The organism is Roseovarius salinarum, from assembly GCF_002834145.1.
Taxonomy (GTDB): domain Bacteria; phylum Pseudomonadota; class Alphaproteobacteria; order Rhodobacterales; family Rhodobacteraceae; genus Roseovarius; species Roseovarius salinarum.
Window position 1 is genome coordinate 1 of the sequence record NZ_PHNT01000005.1, and the last position, 18,575, is coordinate 18,575.

Below are 18,575 nucleotides of genomic sequence, written 5' to 3' on the forward strand. Positions count from 1 at the left end.
CGAACCGTAGACCATACCGTAGACCACATGGTGCCTGTTGACCGGGACTCGACCTGCCAATATCCTTATTTTGCTGGGAGCAACGGTGGCCACACCACCTTCGTCGGGAATGCAAAACTCCGGCCGCGGGTACCACATCGTCAGGCGCGCCAGCGCGCCGGTGCGCGCGCTGCCCCAGCGGAGAGCAGATTGACAGCCGGGGGGCGCTTGGCTACAGGGCAGGAGAACGTTCCGGCTCACCGAGCGCGCGCGCGTGGCGGGGCGGACGGCACACCCCGATTGCAACGCGCCGCACCGCCAGACCAGGAACGAGCATGCCGTCAGCCGCGCCGCACGAGACGACGACCCTCAGGCAGAGCCTAACAGGCGAACTCGCCCGGAACGTCATCGTTTCCGACACCTGCCGGTGCGTCTATGTCAGCACGCCGAAGGTCGCCTCGAGTTCCGTCAAGCTGGCCCTTCTGCGCGCGGAGCGCGAACTGAGCGAGGTGAGCGAGCGGAAAATCCACGACATGGCGCGCCGTCATTTCAAGCGACCCGCGCGCGAGATCGCGGAGATCCTGCGCGACGACCGTTATTACCGCTTCTGCATCGTCCGCCACCCGGTGGACCGCTTCGTGTCCGGCTTCCGCAACAAGCTCAAGCGCCGGGATTACCGTGCGGAGGTGCTGCGCCAGCTAGGCGAAACGAAAGACCGGCCCGTGTCCATTGAGGAATTCGTGGACGTCGTGACCCAGCAGCCCGACGCGGAGCGCAACCGGCACTGGCGCTCGCAGACCGGGCTTCTTCATCCGGGGTTGTTCAACTACCACACCGTGGCCAAGATCGAGCGGTTGTCCGAGGACTGGAGCGGCATCGCCGACCGGCTGGGCCTGCCGTGCAGTCTGCCGCGTGTCAACGCCTCCGGGGGGAAGGCCAAGGCGGTCACGATCTCCCCGCGCCTGCGCGACCGGATCGCCCAAATCTATCAAGAGGACATGACCGCATTCGGCTATGACCTGGCCGACGCAAGCTACTGACGGACCCCGTCCAGCCCGGCGCGGCCGCCGGATTTCCAGCCCGGCGCGGCCGCCGGATTTGATCCTTTTTCTTCGCGAAATGTCGACAAGCGCCAGCGCGCTGGCTAGTGAACCCTGAAAACCTGAAGCCTGCCCGGAGCGAAACCAGCATGAAACCCAATTTCCTTTTCGTCGGCCTCGGCAAGACCGGCTCGAGCCTGATGCACAGGGTCATCAAGCGGCACCCGCGAATATTTCTTTCGTCGCGGCGCAAGGAACTGGATTTTTTCAAGCTCGACGCGAATTACGCTCGCGGCGAAGCGTTCTACGACGAGATGTTCGACGGCTACGACGGCGAGGAATGGGTGGGCGACATAAGCCCCTCCTATTACGGCAAGGCCCTGCATACCGACCGCATCCTTGAATTCTATGACGGCAAGCCGCCAAAGATCATCCTGTCCGTTCGCCACCCGCTATCGCAGTTCTATTCGCGTTACATGCAGGTGCTCAAGATCGGCAATTACCTTGGCAATGACTACATTCCGCAATCATTTTCCGAAGAATTCGCGCGCGGCGTCTATTTCCGCAACCCCCGTGAACGCATCAAGGACCTGGTGGAGCGTCTGGGGGGGCCGGAGAACATCCTGCTGTTGGTCTACGAGGACGACTTCGCCGGCAACTACCTGTTCGAACAGAAGGTGTATGACTTCCTCGGCATCGAATCCGATAAATCCTATTACGATCCAAAGGGGGATGTTTCGGTCAATTCCGGGCTCGTCCCGCGGATAATCCAGCCCCGCCCGGAGGACTGGGAACTCGAGATTTCCGGGAACACCTACCATATCCCGGCCAACCGAGCCTATTTCTGTTCGACCAAGAAGCGGTCCCATTCCTACGGCCCCGACGACCGGGAATACGACACGATCTCGCGTCTGGGCCACCGGCAAGCCCACTGGCTGACCCCGCCCGACGCCGAGTTGCGCGACCGGATCCAGGAAGAACATGCCCGCCCGATTCGCGAGCACCTCGAGAGCACGTTCGGCGTCGATCTGTCCAGTTGGGACAACGTGCACCTCAACGACTACGAGGTCGTCCTGCCCAGCCACATCAACTGAACCCGGTCGGCGGGCGGGCTCACGCCGTCCGCGACAGGATCCGGCGCAGTTTGCGCACGCCGCGCCGGGCCAGCGACGGCGCGGGACGGGCTGGCGGAACACCGGGCGCGGGCGGCGCCGGCGGTTCGCCGCCGGGCCAGGCCTCGATCCCCTTTTTCGAGAATATGCGCGTGTAGGCCCCCTTCACGCCGGTCAGCTTGATCACGCGCTCCATCCGGTCGTCCTCGGTTCCCGCGAGCAGTTTCACGAAGCGCGTTTCGCGGGCCCGGGGCTCAAGGCTGCGGGGGATGGGCCAGGCGGCGAAGACGACCCCGCCGCGGCGCTGCATCGGGAAGCGGTCGATCTCCTCGCCGTCCACGACCACCGTCAGATCCACGTCGGCCTCGCCCGGTGCCGGTATCGCCGCGCCCATCAATCCTTCCAACGGATCGAGGCCAAGGCGCATCCGGGCCCCGTTCGCCCCCGGATCGGGCTGCAGCGACTCGTTGTGCCAGCGGATACGGTTGCCGGCGATCCGTGACTTCTCCTTGAGGTCGGCCCGGGCCTCGTCCAACTGGTTGAAGAAGGCCAGGCCCAGCATGAACACGTTGGAAAACGCCGCCGGCGCGTTGTCGATATAGGTCTCCAGCACCCGCATCTGGCCCGCCGAAACGCTGACGTTCGTGGACTTCATGCTCTGTTCGACGGGGTTCTTGCGGTACCAGAACAGCGGCTCCGGCAGCACCTCCAGCCGGTAACCGCGCAGGACGGCGCGCGCAAAGAACTCCTGGTCATCGCGCCCCACGCGGTAGTGTTCGGTGAACCCGCCCAGCGCGTCGAAAGCGGCCTTCGAGACGAAGCAGTTGCTGTCGCCGAACCCGTTTCGGAACATGCCGAACGCCGGGTCGGGCCCCAGCGGCGTGATCCGCGCGATCGGGGTGGGCGGATAGCTGTTGTCCTCGTTGGCAAAGGAATCCGAGAAACAGGTCAGCACGTCCATGCCCGTGTCCAGGGCCACCTGCACGAAGCGTTCCACCTCGTGCGGCTTGGCCATGTTGTCGTCGTCCATGAACAGCAGGTACTGGCCGTTCGCGTGCGCGGCGGCGGTGTTGCGGCTGGCGCCGAGGTATTCGTTCTGCTTGCGGACGACCTGCCAGCCGTGTTTGGCGAACTCCGTCTCGATCTCGTCCAGCTTGGCCTTGGCGGCAGCGGATTCGCTGCCGTCGTCGACCAGGATCACCTCGATGTTGGGATAGGTCTGGGCCTTGACCGACAGGATCGCGTTGTCGATGAAGTCGGGCCGCTCGTAATGCGCGATGCAGACGGACACCAGCGGGTATTCCTCGGGCGCAAGCTGCGCGAACCGTTGCGGCGGCGCGGCGCTGTGCCGGGCCTTGGTATCCGCATCCAGCAGCCGGGCATGCCAGTCAAGCCACGTGCGGTTGTTCTCCTCGTAATCGAACGACGGCTTAGGCACGACCGCGCCCTTGCGCATGACGCGCTTCAGGCAGCGCGCCAGGTCCGAGCGTTCGATGGCAAAGACCGCGTCCTCGTGCGAATCCTTGTGGATCAGCTCGGCATTTCCGCCGCGGTCGCTGGCAACGAAGGGGATCTTGTAGATCAGGCACTCGTAGATCGCGAACGACGAATTCTCCAGCAGCGACGGGATCACCGCGAGCCGTCCCTCGCCGCCGAGGTATTCCAGCGCCTGCGATTGGTTCCTGTCGGTCAGGATCTCGACCTCGCAGCCCCATTTCTCGGCGTGGCGGCGGATGATCGCCTCGCCGTCGACGACCTTGGCCGGCTTGCCGAGGAAGGTGACCTTCTTGGGCTTCCGTGCCTTCGACTTGAACAGGTTGTCGATGGCGTTGCAGAAGATGAACAATCCCTTGCGCGGCTCCAGCCGGCCGAAGAACACGATCTCGTCGATGTGCACGCGCGTGCCGGGTTCGCGCGTCGTCTCCGCCGGCGGCAACGTCGAGGTCAGCATGATGTTGGGTTGCATGTAGGTGCGCGCACGCGGGATGTCGTACCCCTTGCCCAGCATCCAGCGCAGCAGGTGCAGGCTGCCGCTGACGACCGTATCAGCCAGTTCCACGCTGCGCTTTTCCATGAAGGACAGCGCGGCGTCATGCAGCCCGCCCTCATAGGTCGTCATTCCGCCGAGCTTGTTCCACAGCGTCGGCGATGAGCATTGTACAACGAAGGTGGTGTCGGCGAACGCCAGCCCGAGGTGCTTGGCGAGGATCGCGTAGTAACCCAGACCCCGCCACTCGGAGACATGCACCACGTCGAACGATTGCGTCAGCAGCCATTCGTAGACCTCGCGCGGACGTCTGGTGAACTTGCCTTGCGGCCCCTCGAGCGAGGGGACATCCGGCTGGGGCATCGGTACGAAGGTGATGTTGCGCTCGGCGTAATAGTCGACCCAGTCCTCGATGGTGCCGTTCTCGCAGTGCGTTCCGTGCGCATAAAGAATCGTGACGTTGTGCCCAGCCCCCGCCAGCAGGTCGGCCACGTAGCGATAGGCCGTGCCGATCCCGCCGTTCCTGACAGGGCCATAAATGTCCTGCGTGACGATGCAGACGTCCAGCGGCCGCGCCGGCGCGTCGCAGCGCGGCGCCTGGAGGTTCGGGAAAACCGCCGTTTCGGCATCGGGGTGGTACGGGCCGGTCCGGTAAAGGCCACCGTGCGGTGCGTCCGCGTCGGGGGCCTTGTCGGCCGCGCTCCGTTCGGGCTGCGGGGGCGTTGCGGCCTTTTTGTTGCGCAGCTGGCGCTGCGCCTTCACCATCTGACGGTCCGTGTGGATCAGCCGGTCGAGCAGCCACTCCTTGTCCATGACGAAACCCGACAGGCTGTCCATTTTCTGCAGGTGGCTTTCGGCGACCTTCATGAGGCGCGCGCGCAGCGCCTCGCGCCGCGCCTCGGTTTCGGCCGTCCCCAGCGCCCGCAGGTCCTCGTAGAAATCCTGCGTCTCGGCGAGGATCTTCGGATCACGCTCGCGCGCGAAATGCACCAAATCCGACTCGACCAGGCCCGACACCCGCTCGGCCAGGTCCGGGCCGTCGTGACGCATGCTCGGCGGCAGGCCGGCGCTGGCGGCGGCAAGGCAATCCAGCGGGCTTTCGACCAGCGTTTCGAATTCGATCACCTGGCCCGGATCGCCGCCCGTGTTCACCAGCAACTCGGCCATCTCGGTCATCCACAGGAACTGGGCCACGTCGAAGCCGATATTGTTGCGCTTGGCCCGCGAATGACATGCCGCCGACGGGTTGCGCAGGCAGGTCACGGCCGCGTGGCGCAATCCGTGGGCATCGAGGATCTCGGTCCACAATGGCAGGAGGCGTTGCGTTCTGGGGTCCTTCACGATCCAGGGGGCGGGGGCCTCCCTGACGTTGCGCAGGATGATGGATTCCAGCGCGCGTTTTTCCTCGGAAAGGTCCGTGCGGCCCAGCACGCCGGCCGCGGGCAGCACGCCGCGAACGTCGGCATGCGGACGCCTGATCCTGGCCTCAATCGCCTTCGTCAGCTCGACGATCTCGGCATCCTCGAAATGACCGGCCGGGTTCGACTCCGATGCACCGACAAGGGAACTGCTGAGATGTCCGCCCAGTCGGGACAGTCCATGCGCGATCATCGAGGTCCCGCTGCGATGTGTGCCGAGAACCAACAGGACATCGAGTTCACCGGCGGTGCTTGAAGGCGCATTCATTCTCGAAAGATCTCCGGTCGTTCAAATTCGGGCACGGGCGGTGCAGCCCCCAGCCGATCGCGTGCCTTGAGTGATCGAAATCGCGAAACAATGCAAGCCGGCAGCACCCTTGCTCAGGCCGGTTGCGCGTCCTGTGCATCACCACGCTGCATGCGCACGGGAATGTCGCGCGCCAGCCGGACCAGGTGCGCCATGAAGGGTTTTTCGGCATCCTCCGTGCGCACGGCGGCGTAGAGGCGCTTGGTCAGCCCCTTTGCGGTGATGGGGCGCGTGACGAAATCGCCGCCGCGCTGCGCGCGCACCACCCAGTCGGGCAGCACGGCCACGCCGCGGTTCGAGGCCACAAGCAGCAGGATCACCGCCGTCAGTTCGACCTGCCGCACCGCGCGCGGCTCGACCTTGGCGGGCGTGAGAAGCTCGGAAAAGACGTCGAGGCGCGCGCGGTCGACCGGGTAGGTGATCAGCGTCTCCTCTCGGAAATCCTCGGCCTCGACGAAATCCTTCGCGGCCAGCGGGTGCTGGCGGGCCGCCACGAAGACGGGTTCGTAGTCGAACAACGGCAGGAAGGTCACGCCGGGCAGGTCCTCGGGGTCGGACGACACCACCAGGTCGACCTCCTCGGTGCGCAGGGCGGGCAACGCGTCGAAGGCCAGCCCGGGGCGGATATCGATATCCACCTCCGGCCAGCTGCGGCGGAAGCGCTCGAGCACGGGGAACAGCCATTCGAAGCAGGCGTGGCACTCGATGGCGATGTGCATGCGCCCCGCGCTGCCGTCGCGCAGGCCCTCGAACTCGGTCTCCAGCGCCTCGATCTCGGGCAGCACCTTTTCGGCGACGCGCAACAGGCGTTGGCCCGCCGCCGACAGCCGCAACGGTTTGGATCGGCGCACGAAAAGCTCGACGCCCGCCTGATCCTCCAGCCCCTTTATCTGGTGGCTCAGGGCCGACTGGGTGATGTTGAGCGACTCGGCGGCCCGTGCCAGCCCGCCTGCCTGGCTGATCGCGCGGATCGTGCGAAGGTGGCGCAGGTCAATATGCATTTGTGAGCCATCCTCATAGAAACCATGAATACTATGAGGTTGTCTCACAATAGTGCGCGTGAGACAACAGCGCCAACCCAAAGAACACAGGACTGTAACGATGCCCAAACCCGAGGTTTCCTTCGAATTCTTCCCGCCCAAGTCGCTGGAGGCGTCCTTTCGCCTGTGGGATACCGTCAACACGCTCGCGCCGCTCGATCCGCGCTTCGTCTCGGTGACCTACGGCGCCGGCGGCACAACCCGCGAGCTGACGCGCGAGGCCGTCGGCACCCTGCACAACGCGACCGGCCTGAACGTGGCCGCCCACCTGACCTGCGTGGAGGCCACGCGCGACGAGACGCTGCAGATCGCCGACGAATTTCACGCCGCCGGCGTGTCCGAGATCGTGGCGCTGCGCGGCGACCCGCCGAAGGATGCGGACGGGTTCACCCCGCACCCGGACGGGTTCGCCAACTCGGTCGAACTGATCGAGGCGCTGGCCGACACCGGCAAGTTCACGATCCGCGTGGGCGCCTACCCCGAGGTTCATCCCGAGGCCGCCGACTCCGGGACGGATGTCACCTGGCTCAAGCGCAAGCTCGACGCGGGCGCGTCCGAAGCGATCACCCAGTTCTTCTTCGAGGCCGAAAGCTTCTTCCGCTTCCGCGACGCCTGCGAGAAGGCCGGGATCGACGCCCCCATCATCCCCGGCATCATGCCGGTGGAGAACTGGACCGGCGTGCGCCGGTTCGCCAAGGCCTGCGGCACGCGCGTCCCGCGCTGGCTGGACGAAGCTTTCGACAAGGCAACCCGCGACAACCGGCAGGACCTCCTGGCCACCGCGCTCGCCACGGAACTGTGCAGCGAGCTGATCGACGGCGGGGTGGACACGCTCCACTTCTACACGCTCAACCGCCCGGAGCTGACGCGCGACGTCTGCCACGCGCTGGGCGTGACGCCGAAGGTGGAATTGCGCGACGTCGCGTGAACCGCGCGGCCGCGCGCTTGCGCCCCGGCCGACCGGCACCTAGCGTGCGGCAGGAAACACCGGGGAGCGCACATGACCCGCCGCGTCGCTGAAACGCTGGACGAACTGCCCGCCATGGACGACCTTCTGTCGCGGTCGGGCCTGGAGTTCATGCAGGACATGGTGGCCGGCCGCCTGGCCGGGCCACCGATCGGGGCTGCGTTGGGTTTCTGGCCGGTTCTGGCCGAGGAGGGGCGCGTCGTGTTCGAAGGTGCGCCCGATTTCACATCGACCAACCCGATGCGGGGCGTGCACGGCGGCTGGTATGGCGCGATCCTCGACAGTTGCATGGCTTGCGCGGTGATGACCCGCGTGCCGAAGGGGTCGGTCTATACCACGCTCGAATACAAGGTGAACATCACACGCACGATCCCGCTGGGCACGCGCGTGACGGCCACGGGCACGGTGGCGCACGCCGGCCGGTCGACGGGCGTGGCAAATGGCGAGATCCGCGGCATCGACGACGGGCGGCTTTACGGCACCGGATCGACCACCTGCATGATCATGGCTGCGCCCGCGCGCTGATCCGCCCCGGTCAGAGAATCTTCAGCGTGCTCTCGAGGAAGGGATGCCGCGCGATGGCCGGCTCGACGATGTTGCGCCGCAGGATCGGCTTGAGTGTGTCCGCGACATGGGCGGGCATCGACTGAAGGATGTCACGCCGCGCGGTCAGCGATATGGTCCGCGACAAGGGTTCGAACGGCAGTTCCAGCACGTCGATGCGTTCGGCGAAACGCCTGGCGCGCATCAGCGCCAGCGGCGTGAGGATCGTCCACCCCGCACCCTGACCCACGAGCGCAAGAATGGAATGATAACTGTCCAGTTCGAACCGGTGCGCCAGCGCGAGGTTCTGCCGCGCCAGGTGCGCCATGACCAGCCGGCCCATGTAGTGGCGCTGCGTATACTGCACCAGTGGCAGCCGCTTGAGCTGACGCAGCACGTCGCCGCCGGGGTCGATCTCCCCGCGGGGCGCGGCGGCGACGAAACCTTCGCGCAGCAGAGGGTGCACCTCGGCCCAGTCCTCGGCGCCCAGCTCCGCGGCCACGATGACGTCGAGCGCGCGGGCGTCGAGCTGATCATGCAGCGCGTGGCTGGCGCCGGTCTCCAGCAGGAACTGGCAGCCGCTCAGCTCCGCCGCAAGGTGGGTCAGAAGCTGGGGCGTGACGTCGGCCTCGAGATCCTCGATCATGCCCAGACGGAACCGCGTGAGGGCCGACAGGTCGGACATCGCAAGCTCGGCACGGGCCTGCGCCGCCTCGTTCAGGATCACCTTGGCGCGGCGATGCAGGATCTCTCCGGCCGGCGTCAGGCGGACGGGCCGCGCATTGCGCTGCAAAAGGGTAGCGCCCAGCGCGCCCTCGAGGTTGGTCAGTTGCTGGCTGACGGCGGACGGGCTGGCGCCCAGCCGGCGCGCGGCGGCCGAGATCGAGCGCTCGTCGGCCGTGGCCATGAAGACCTCGATTCCCCAAAGGGTGATCCGGCCGGGGCTGTCGACCATGGCGGCCTATTTGTCCATCTTCGACAGCTTTTCCTGCAACTCGGCCAGCTGCTTCTTTATCTCGTCGAGGTTCTCGTCCTCCGCGCCAGCGTCGTCCCCCGATTGCGCCCCGGGCGTGTCGTCCCCGGCGGCGGGGCCCGTCGACCCGCCGGACAGCCCGCCCGTCATGGCCTTCACGAAGGCCTCCTGCTGGGCGCGCATGGCCTCCATTCCCGGCATCGCGGCCAGCGGATTGGCCCGCGTCATGTTCTCGAGCATCTGCGACTGGCCATTGCGCAGCATCTCGAAACTCGCGGCAAGGAAATCCGGCACCACGCTCGTGGCCTGCGTGGTGTAGCTGCGCACCAGGTCGGTGAGCACGTTGATCGGCAGCACGTTTTCGCCGCGGCTTTCGTGTTCGGCGATGATCTGCAGAAGATACTGGCGCGTCAGGTCGTCGCCGGATTTCAGATCGACGATCTGCACCTCGCGGCCGTCGCGGATGAAACGCGCGATATCGTCGAGCGTGACGTAATCGGAGGTTTCGGTGTTGTAGAGCCGCCGGCTGGCATATCGCTTGATCAGCAGCGGCTTGTCGGTCTGGGCCACGGGTCGTCCTCCAAAATGCAGCGCTGCAGCAAGCCTAGACCCATGGCCGGCAAAATGAAAGGGCGAGCCATGCGGCTCGCCCTTTCGCGGGAGGCATCCCAATGCAGGGAGGAGATGGGGACGGGATGCCTGCGACCGCGATACAGGGATCGGCGCCGGGGGCGCCGCCCGATCACTTGGCGGCGCTTGCCTTCTTGGCGGCCGAGCTGACGTCATCGGTCGCCTTCTTGACGGCCTTGGCAGCGTCTTCCTGCATTTCCTTGCCGGCCGACATCATCAGTTCGACGGTGTCCGTCTGGACCTTCTTGGCGATCTCGGCGAAGGCGGCCATGTTCTCGGCAGCCACTTCGGCGTTGGCCGAGGTGAAGTCGGTCATTGCCTTGGCGTAGTCCGCGGGCTCGGTCTTGGCCTTCGTCATCTCGCTGAGCTTGGCGAGCGTCTCCTTGGTCCACTTGTTCGAGATCTCGGCCGACTTCTCGGCGGCCTCGAGCGCGACGCCCGACAGCTTCTCGTTCAGCGCGGCCTGGTTCTGGAACGCGTCTTCCATCGCCTTGGTGTCGACGGGGAATGCGCCCATCATGTCTTTCATCATCGTGTTCATGTCTTGAGCTTTTGCCATTGCTTCGATCCTTTTCGGTTCACGCGGCGGGCCGATCCCGCCGTTCAGCATCTGCAAACAATATGCATGCTGCACCGCAGCATTTCAAGGATTTTTTCTGCGTTGCAGCAAAATCTTCGCGAACGCGGTGAAATATTTGAAATTCAGGAACTTGCCTTCTGCTTCACGTAGGTTCCGGGCGCCGGGCACAGTGGCGGGTGCTCCGAATCGCCCGGGATGCGGGCCGCGATCTTCTTGCCCGAGCGCTTGCGCAGCCACGCCTCCCAGCGCGGCCACCAGGACCCTTCGTGGTACTCGGCCTGCGCCAGCCAGTCCTCGGCCGGCAGGCTCAGATCGGAATTCGTGTAATGGCCGTACTTGTTCTTGCTGGGCGGGTTGACCACACCGGCGATATGGCCCGACTCGGACACGATGAAGGTCTTGTTCCTCGAGCCCATCATCTGGACCCCGCGGTAGCAGTCGCGCCATGCCGCGATGTGGTCGGTCTCGCAGGTCACCGCCAGCAGCGGGACGTCCACGTCGCGCACGTTCAGGGTTTCGCCGCACAACTCGAAGCCGCCCTCGGCGAAACGGTTGTCCTGGCACAGGCCCCGAAGGTATTCGACCGTCATCTTGCCCGGCAGGTTCGCCCCGTCGCCGTTCCAGTAGAGCAGGTCGAAGGCAGGCGGCGTCTCGCCCATCATGTAGCTGCGCACCGCCGGCGCGTAGACCAGATCTTTCGAGCGAAGGAAGGACATCGTCCGCGACAGGATGAAGGCGCGCAGCACGCCCTGCTCGGAGACCTCTTCCTCGATGCCATCGATGAAATCATCCTGCAGGAACGGCGTGAATTCGCCCTGATCCGAAAAATCGGTGAGCGCGGTGAAGAAGGTGGCCGATTTCACCGACTTGTCGCCGCGTTTCTTCATCAGCGACAGCGTCAGCGCCAGCGTCGTGCCCGCGATGCAGTAGCCCACGGCGTTGACGCGGTTCTGCCCGGTGATCGCCTTGACTTCCTCGATCGCGCGCAGGAAGCCTTCCTCGATGTAGTCCTCCATGCCGACATCGGCGTAAGAGGCATCCGGGTTCACCCAAGAGACCACGAACAGGGTGTAGCCCTGTTCGGTGATCCACTTGATCAGGCTGTTCTTCGCCTTGAGATCGAGGATGTAGTACTTGTTGATCCACGGCGGGAAGATCACCAGCGGCGTCTCGTGAACCTCTTCGGTCGCCGGTTCGTACTGGATCAGCTCCATCATCTCGTTGCGATAGACCACCTGCCCGGGCGTGGTGGCGATATTGCCACCCAGCTCGAACGCGGTCTCGTCGGCCAGTCGAACGACCATCTCGCCCTGGTTGGCCTCCAGGTCGGCCACCAGGTTTTCCAGCCCCTTCACCAGGCTTTCGCCCTCGGTTTCCACCGCGCGCTCCAGCGCGTCGGGGTTCGTGCCCAGGAAGTTGGTGGGCGACATCATGTCGATGATCTGACGCGAGAAGTACGCGAGCCGCCGCTTCTCCGTCGGATCGAGGTCGTCGATGTCCGCGACCGCCTGCTCGATCGCGCGCGCGTTCAGCAGGTATTGCTGCTTTACGTAGTTGAAATAGGGGTGCGTCTGCCACAGCGGGTTCGAGAACCGCTTGTCCTCGGGGGCGTCCTCCGCGCTTTCGGGGGCGGTTCCCTGCACCATCATCTGCTGCGCGTCCATGAAATGGCGCACCGACTGGGCCCAGTATTCGAGCTGGTTCTCGAACATGCGGCCGGGGTTTTCCAGCATCTCGGTCCAGTAGTTCGTCGCGGCTTTCGCGAAAAGCTCCTGGGACGGGGAATTCAACGTCGATTTCGGCGGATTCTTCGATGCCAGCGCGGCGATGAGGCGTTGCGAAAGCTGCTCGACACGGGCCAGATTCTCGTTGAGTTTCTCGAGGTTCGCAGCCTCGTCCTGATCTGTGTCTTCCTCTTGCGTTGCCATCTTGACGATTTCCCCCTAGACTTTCTGCTGCGCAGCATTATCGGTTGGCTGAGGGCACGGCAACGTGCCCGAATGGACCGGAAGCCGGGCCCGAAAGGAGACGACAATGCGTTACATGGCCACCTACGACTTGATGGAGAGTTGCCGCAACGCGAACCAGTGGCTCGGCGCGACCGCCCTTTCGCTCGCATCCTATCCGGTTTTCAGCATGGTGCCAAACCCGGCATTCCAATGGATGGCCGCCTGGGGAGAGGTGACGGAGCGCACGTTCCAGCGCATGGTCGCCAAGCCCGATTGGGGGATCCGCACCTTCACCTGCGAGGACGGCAAGGACCACCTCGTCAACATCGAGACCGTTCTCGAAAAACCCTTTGCCGACCTGGTCCACTTCAACGTGGCCGGCCGCGATCCCCTGCCGCGCAAGGTGCTGCTGGTGGCGCCGATGTCGGGGCACTACGCGACGCTGCTGCGATCGACGGTGAAAAGCCTGATCGTCAACTGCGAGGTCTATGTCACCGACTGGCACAACGCGCGCGACATCCCCGTGTCGGAGGGCAAGTTCGACGTCGAGGACTACACCCTCTACCTGATGGATTTCATGCGCCAGCTGGGGCCGGACACCCACGTCATTTCAGTCTGCCAGCCCGCGCCGCTGACGCTGGCCGCCACGGCCTACCTGGCCGAACAGGATCCCACGGCGCAGCCGCAATCGCTCACGCTGATCGGCGGGCCGATCGACCCCGACGCCACGCCGACCGACGTCACCGACTTCGGCCGCCGCGTCACGATGGGCCAGCTGGAAGAAACGATGATCCAGCGCGTGGGCTTCAAGTACAAGGGCGTGGGCCGCATGGTCTACCCGGGCCTTCTGCAACTCGCCTCGTTCATGTCGATGAACGCCGAACGGCACGCGCGCGCCTTCAGCAACCAGATCGTGCGGGTGGCGCAGGGCGACGCGGGCGATCACGACGCGCACAACAGGTTCTACGACGAATACCTCGCCGTGATGGACATGCCGGCGGAATTCTACCTCTCGACCGTCGAACGGATATTCAAGGGGCGCGAGATCGCACGCAACGAATTCACCGTGGCCGGGCACAAGGTCGATATCGGCGCGATTACCGACGTGGCCGTCAAGACGGTCGAGGGCGGCAAGGATGACATCTCGGCGCCCGGCCAGTGCGTTGCGGCGCTCGACCTGTGCACCGGCCTGCCCGATTCGAAAAAGGCCAGCCACGTCGAACCCGAGGCGGGGCACTACGGCATCTTCGCCGGCAAGAGCTGGCGCAACAACATCCGCCCGTTGGTGCTGGATTTCATCGACGCCAACAGCGGCCGGCACGCCCCCAAGGCGGCCAACAGCAACTCGGCTGCCTGAACGGGCCGGCGGCGCTGCGCGCGGCTAGGCGTCGTCGCCGTCTTTCTTCGGCCGTGCCGAGCGGCGTCTCCACGCGCGCTCCCCGCGCAGCCAGCGGATGATCGGCACGACGTCGAGTGCGGCGACCGCCACGCCAAGCGGGAACATCCAGAACCCCACGACCGGCAGGAAGCCCAGGACGCCGCCCCCCATCAGGATCAACCCGGCCAGAAGCCGCGTTCCCGGCGGCAGGTGCCGCGCCGTCCAGACCTGGATGCGGCGTCGCAGCCGCCGCACCCGGGCCTTGGCGGTCTGCCGGTCGCGGGTCCGACCCATCGCGCGGCCTATTGCGGCGCGGGCCGCCGCGCCGCCCAACCGGCCAGGGCACGGGTCACCGCGTCCGGCGTTTCGAGCGTCGGCAAATGGCCAGCGTCCTCGACCACTTCCAGCTCGGCGCCGGGAATCAGCGCGGCCATCAGCTCGTGCCGGCGCGGCGGGGTCAGGGTGTCATGCGCGCCGCACAGAACCAGCGCCGGCACCCGGCAGCGCCGCAGCGTTGCCTGGTAGTCCTGCCGCCGCTGCAGGGCACGGATCTGGCGCACGACCGCCGCGCCACCGACATGCTCGGCCATCTCGGCCATCAGCTTCATCACGTCCGGGCGACAAGCGCCGGGGGCCAGCGTGCCGGGCCCGATCATGGCCCCGGCCACTTCGGCAAGGCTGCCGGACCGCGCCTTGATGACCAGCGGCTCGTAGGCCGCGGCCGAGGCCGGGGTTTCGGCCAGCGCGTTGGTGTCCAGCAGCGCCAGCCGCGACACCCGGTCAGGTGCGCGGCGCAAGATCTCCATCGCGACGATCCCGCCCATCGACAGCCCCGCCAGCGCGAAACGCGCCGGCAGAAGGTCCAGCAGGCCCGACGCGATTTCCTCGATGCGCTCCCCGCGGGTGATCGGCGCGACGGTCACCGCGGCCACCGTGCTCAGCGCGTCGATCTGGGGGCCGAACACGCGCGCATCGCACATCATGCCCGGCAACAGAACCAACGGGTCGTCCAGATACCCCTGCACGTTCGTCATGATGTCCGCCGCCCTCGCCTCGGGCGCAGCTTGCCACAGGCGGGCGCAGGATCAATCCCTTTCACCGGATGCCAGGGGCCAGCACGCCGCCCGGACATCAACAGGATCGGCCAATATCCTGCAATCACGCCGCATCCTGCCGGATAAGGGGGCGGGGACGGGCACGCCAGGCTCTCTCGGCATGATCTCGCAGTGGCGGGATTCATGCCGATTTTTCAATTACCTGCTCGACAGATTTCACGATCAGGTCGAGACAGTCGGCGTCGGAGAACCTGTGATCGGCCCCCTTGACCAGCGTGAGGCGCATATCGGGGCCCTGTGCGTGATTCAAAAGAGTCGTCGCAACCGACATATCCACATCATCATCTGCCGTTCCTTGCAGAAACCTGACCGGAAAGGGGAGTGCGAGGGAATCCCGCAGAACCAGGTGATCGCGACCGTCCTCGATCATACGGCGGGTGATGATCATCGGCGCGCCGTACTCGCTGGGCAGGGCGACCTGCCCGTCTTCCATCACCGCGCGGCGCTGCGCGTCGTCGAATCCTGCCCACATCGCGTCCTCGGTGAAGTCGGGGGCAGCGGCCACTGTGACCAGGCCGGCCAGCCGCGCGGGGGCCCGTCGCGCCATCAGGAGCGCAACCCAGCCACCCATCGAACTGCCCACCAGCACCTGCGGGCCGTCCGTCAGCGCGTCGATCGCGGCGGCGGCATCCTCGGCCCAGTCGCCGATGCAGCCCGCCTCGAACTCCCCCGACGACTGCCCGTGCCCCGAATAGTCGAAGCGCAGGAAGGCACGGCCCGTGGCCCGCGCCCAGTCATGCAGGTGCAACGCCTTGGTGCCCTCCATGTCCGAGCGCAGCCCGCCCAGGAACACCACGCCGGGGCCCGCGCCGTCGTGCCGGTGGTAGGCCAGCTTGCGGCCTTGCGGAGTGGTCAGATACTGCGGGTCGGACATGCCGGGCCTCCTGGTCGCTTGCGTGGGGTCGCGCGCATCCTGCCCCCGAACGCCGCGGACCGCAAACCGTGGCACATGCGGCGGTGCGGCGCGCTTGACTCCGCCCGCCCCCCGCGCGATTAGGGGCGCAGATCACATACCCGCAACCGGGCGTTCCGTGGGCGCCGAACCGACGAGGAGCTTGAGGCCGATGGCCCAGATTTCCCTGACATTCCCCGATGGCAACCAGCGCAGCTACGCGGCCGGTGTCACCCCCGCCGAGGTGGCCGCCGACATCTCCAACTCGCTGGCCAAGAAGGCCATCTCGGCCACGGTCGACGGCACCCACTGGGACCTGCAGTGGCCGATCGAGCACGACGCCGAGATCCAGATCAACACCATGAAGGACGACGACGCGGCACTGGAGCTCATCCGCCACGACCTTGCCCACGTCATGGCCCGCGCCGTGCAGGAGATCTGGCCCGAGGTGAAGGTGACCATCGGCCCCGTCATCGAGCGCGGCTGGTACTACGATTTCGACCGCGACGAGCCCTTCACCCCCGAGGACCTGGGCCGGATCGAGGCGAAGATGAAGGAGATCATCAACCGCCGCGACCCGGTCACCACCGAGGTCTGGGACCGCGAGCGCGCGATCCGCCACTACGAGGCGAACGGCGAGCCATTCAAGGTCGAGCTGGTCGAGGCCATCCCGGAGGACCAACCGGTGCGCATGTACTGGCACGGCCACTGGCAGGACCTGTGCCGCGGCCCGCACCTGCAGCACACCGGCCAGCTGCCCGCCGACGCCTTCAAGCTGATGAGCGTGGCCGGTGCCTACTGGCGCGGCGACAGCTCGCGCAAGATGCTCCAGCGCATCTACGGCGTGGCCTTCAAGACCCGCGAGGATCTCAAGACCTACCTGCATTTCCTCGAGGAGGCCGAGCGGCGCGACCACCGCCGCCTGGGCCGCGAGATGGAGCTGTTCCACATGCAGGAGGAGGCGCCGGGCCAGATCTTCTGGCATCCCAACGGCTGGCGCATCTACACCACGCTCCAGGACTACATGCGCCGCCGCCAGACGCGCGGCGGCTACGTCGAGATCAACACGCCGCAAGTGGTCGACCGCAAGCTGTGGGAGGCCAGCGGCCACTGGGAGAAGTACCAGGACCACATGTTCATCGTCGAGGTCGACGAGGAGCACGCGCGCGAGAAATCGGTCAACGCGCTCAAGCCCATGAACTGCCCGTGCCACGTGCAGGTCTACAACCACGGGCTCAAGTCCTATCGCGACCTGCCCCTGCGCATGGCGGAGTTCGGCAGCTGCAACCGCTACGAACCCTCCGGCGCGCTGCACGGGCTGATGCGGGTGCGCGGCTTCACGCAGGACGATGCGCACATCTTTTGCCGCGAGGACCAGATCGAGGCCGAGACGGCGAAGTTCATCGCGTTCCTGTCCGAGATCTATCGCGACCTGGGATTCGAAAGCTTCGCGGTGAAGTTCTCGGACCGGCCCGAGACCCGCGCGGGCGAGGATGAGGTCTGGGACAAGTCCGAGGAGGCGCTGAAGGCCGCGACCATCGCGGCGGGCTGCGAGTTCGACCTGAACCCGGGCGAAGGGGCGTTCTATGGCCCGAAGCTGGAATTCGTGCTCACCGACGCCATCGGGCGCGACTGGCAGTGCGGCACGCTGCAGGTGGACTTCGTGCTGCCCGAGCGGCTGGATGCCACCTACATCGGGGCAGACGGGGCCAAGCACCGCCCCGTCATGTTGCACCGTGCCGTGCTGGGCAGCTTCGAACGCTTCCTGGGCATCCTGATCGAGGAACACGCCGGCCGCCTGCCCTTCTGGCTGGCGCCGCGGCAGGTCGTGGTGGCCTCGATCGTGTCCGAGGCCGACGACTATTGCGCAGAGGTCGCCGAGGCCCTGACCGCCGCCGGCGTGCGGGCCGAGACCGACACCCGCAACGAGAAGATCAACTACAAGGTCCGCGAGCATTCCGTGGGCAAGGTGCCGGTGATCCTCGCCTGCGGGATGAAGGAGGTGGAGGACCGTACCGTCTCCACGCGGCGCCTGGGCAGCAAGCAATCGACTGTCCAGACCCTCGACGAAATCGTGAACGCGCTGTCGACCGAGGCCACGCCGCCGGACCTTCTGTAACATTTCCCCGCCCGGCACGCCGCCGGGCGGCACCGAATGGGCCCCAACGTCCCACCTCAGATAACGGATCGCTCGCAGCCGATCACGCGCGCGTGCGGCACGCGCTCGTGAATGGCCCGTGCCGGGGCGCGGCGCGTAGCGTTTGCCTTGCCGTCCAAGGGCGGCTCGCAAACCGAATACCGCAATCCCTGAGGAGGAATGGACCATGTTCAACACGATGAAAACCGTCGCCGTCGCCGGCGCAGTCACTGCGGCGCTCGCCGCGTACACCAGCCCCGCCGCGGCCGAGGAAAAGGTCAAGTGCTACGGCGTGTCGCTGGCCGGCGAAAACGACTGCAAGGCCGGCGCCGGCACGACCTGTGCGGGCACATCGACCGTCGATTACCAGGGCAACGCGTGGACGCTGGTCGACGAGGGCACCTGCACCGAGATCGACCTGCCCGACATGGCCGACGGCACCCCGCGCGAGGGCTCGCTGGAGCCGCTGGACCGCGACCTGCCGTCCTGACCGGTCACGACGGACGCACGGGGGGCCAAGCGCGCGCG

Annotated in this window: 16 protein-coding genes; 7 read left to right on the forward strand and 9 right to left on the reverse strand. The window is 66.1% G+C overall.

Translation table 11 applies throughout. The annotated features are described in order from the left end of the window. The first annotated feature begins 314 nt into the window (after positions 1–314). Both CEF10_RS06375 and CEF10_RS06380 read left to right on the forward strand, forming a co-directional pair. Complete coding sequence (locus tag CEF10_RS06375) at positions 315–1,019, forward strand: sulfotransferase family protein (RefSeq protein WP_101067304.1); 705 nt, start codon at positions 315–317, stop codon at positions 1,017–1,019. 149 nt (positions 1,020–1,168) lie between these two features. Next, positions 1,169–2,113 carry a sulfotransferase family protein gene (locus tag CEF10_RS06380; protein ID WP_101067305.1) on the forward strand — a complete coding sequence of 315 codons (945 nt, stop codon included), beginning with the start codon at positions 1,169–1,171 and terminating at the stop codon, positions 2,111–2,113. A gap of 19 nt (positions 2,114–2,132) precedes the next feature. On the opposite strand, the gene CEF10_RS06385 is transcribed toward CEF10_RS06380, so the two are convergent. Together CEF10_RS06385 and CEF10_RS06390 are read right to left on the reverse strand one after the other, a co-directional pair. Beyond that, the gene (locus CEF10_RS06385) at positions 2,133–5,804 is read right to left on the reverse strand and encodes a glycosyltransferase (RefSeq protein ID WP_101067306.1); all 3,672 of its coding nucleotides are present in this window, start codon (positions 5,802–5,804) and stop codon (positions 2,133–2,135) included. Positions 5,805–5,917: 113 nt separating this feature from the next. Then, entirely contained in the window at positions 5,918–6,844 is a 927-nt protein-coding gene (locus tag CEF10_RS06390) for a LysR family transcriptional regulator (protein ID WP_101067307.1), read from the reverse strand. Positions 6,845–6,944: 100 nt separating this feature from the next. On the opposite strand from CEF10_RS06390, the gene metF reads away from it, so the two are divergent. Beyond that, the gene (gene metF, locus CEF10_RS06395) at positions 6,945–7,811 is read left to right on the forward strand and encodes a methylenetetrahydrofolate reductase [NAD(P)H] (protein ID WP_101067308.1); all 867 of its coding nucleotides are present in this window, start codon (positions 6,945–6,947) and stop codon (positions 7,809–7,811) included. A gap of 72 nt (positions 7,812–7,883) precedes the next feature. Then, entirely contained in the window at positions 7,884–8,375 is a 492-nt protein-coding gene (locus CEF10_RS06400) for a PaaI family thioesterase (protein ID WP_101067309.1), read from the forward strand. A 10-nt stretch (positions 8,376–8,385) separates the two neighbouring features. On the opposite strand, the gene CEF10_RS06405 is transcribed toward CEF10_RS06400, so the two are convergent. The 4 genes from CEF10_RS06405 to CEF10_RS06420 all read right to left on the reverse strand — a co-directional run bounded on the left by CEF10_RS06405 (position 8,386) and on the right by CEF10_RS06420 (position 12,504). Continuing rightward, positions 8,386–9,348: a LysR family transcriptional regulator gene (locus tag CEF10_RS06405; RefSeq protein ID WP_101067310.1), complete on the reverse strand. Its 963-nt coding sequence runs from the start codon at positions 9,346–9,348 to the stop codon at positions 8,386–8,388. Positions 9,349–9,354: 6 nt separating this feature from the next. Next, complete coding sequence (gene phaR / locus CEF10_RS06410; RefSeq protein WP_101067311.1) at positions 9,355–9,936, reverse strand: polyhydroxyalkanoate synthesis repressor PhaR; 582 nt, start codon at positions 9,934–9,936, stop codon at positions 9,355–9,357. 172 nt (positions 9,937–10,108) lie between these two features. Beyond that, the gene (locus tag CEF10_RS06415; protein WP_101067470.1) at positions 10,109–10,555 is read right to left on the reverse strand and encodes a phasin family protein; all 447 of its coding nucleotides are present in this window, start codon (positions 10,553–10,555) and stop codon (positions 10,109–10,111) included. 143 nt (positions 10,556–10,698) lie between these two features. Beyond that, positions 10,699–12,504, reverse strand: coding sequence for a PHA/PHB synthase family protein (locus tag CEF10_RS06420; RefSeq protein ID WP_101067312.1), 1,806 nt, complete (start codon positions 12,502–12,504; stop codon positions 10,699–10,701). Between the two features lie 106 nt (positions 12,505–12,610). Here CEF10_RS06420 and phaZ point away from each other — a divergent pair, with 106 nt between their 5' ends. Further along, positions 12,611–13,882, forward strand: a complete 1,272-nt coding sequence (phaZ, locus tag CEF10_RS06425; RefSeq protein ID WP_101067313.1) for a polyhydroxyalkanoate depolymerase — start codon at positions 12,611–12,613, stop codon at positions 13,880–13,882. 24 nt (positions 13,883–13,906) lie between these two features. On the opposite strand, the gene CEF10_RS06430 is transcribed toward phaZ, so the two are convergent. The 3 genes from CEF10_RS06430 to CEF10_RS06440 form a co-directional block, all read right to left on the reverse strand. Further along, positions 13,907–14,197, reverse strand: coding sequence for a hypothetical protein (locus tag CEF10_RS06430; protein ID WP_101067471.1), 291 nt, complete (start codon positions 14,195–14,197; stop codon positions 13,907–13,909). 8 nt (positions 14,198–14,205) lie between these two features. Next, a complete protein-coding gene (locus tag CEF10_RS06435; RefSeq protein ID WP_101067314.1) occupies positions 14,206–14,937 on the reverse strand; it encodes an alpha/beta fold hydrolase in 732 nt (243 codons plus the stop codon). Positions 14,938–15,139: 202 nt separating this feature from the next. Continuing rightward, positions 15,140–15,892, reverse strand: a complete 753-nt coding sequence (locus CEF10_RS06440) for an alpha/beta fold hydrolase (RefSeq protein ID WP_101067315.1) — start codon at positions 15,890–15,892, stop codon at positions 15,140–15,142. 190 nt (positions 15,893–16,082) lie between these two features. On the opposite strand from CEF10_RS06440, the gene thrS reads away from it, so the two are divergent. Both thrS and CEF10_RS06450 read left to right on the forward strand, forming a co-directional pair. Further along, positions 16,083–18,029: a threonine--tRNA ligase gene (gene thrS, locus CEF10_RS06445; RefSeq protein ID WP_101067316.1), complete on the forward strand. Its 1,947-nt coding sequence runs from the start codon at positions 16,083–16,085 to the stop codon at positions 18,027–18,029. A 205-nt stretch (positions 18,030–18,234) separates the two neighbouring features. Continuing rightward, positions 18,235–18,537 carry a BufA1 family periplasmic bufferin-type metallophore gene (locus tag CEF10_RS06450; RefSeq protein WP_101067317.1) on the forward strand — a complete coding sequence of 101 codons (303 nt, stop codon included), beginning with the start codon at positions 18,235–18,237 and terminating at the stop codon, positions 18,535–18,537. The last annotated feature ends 38 nt before the right edge of the window (positions 18,538–18,575 follow it).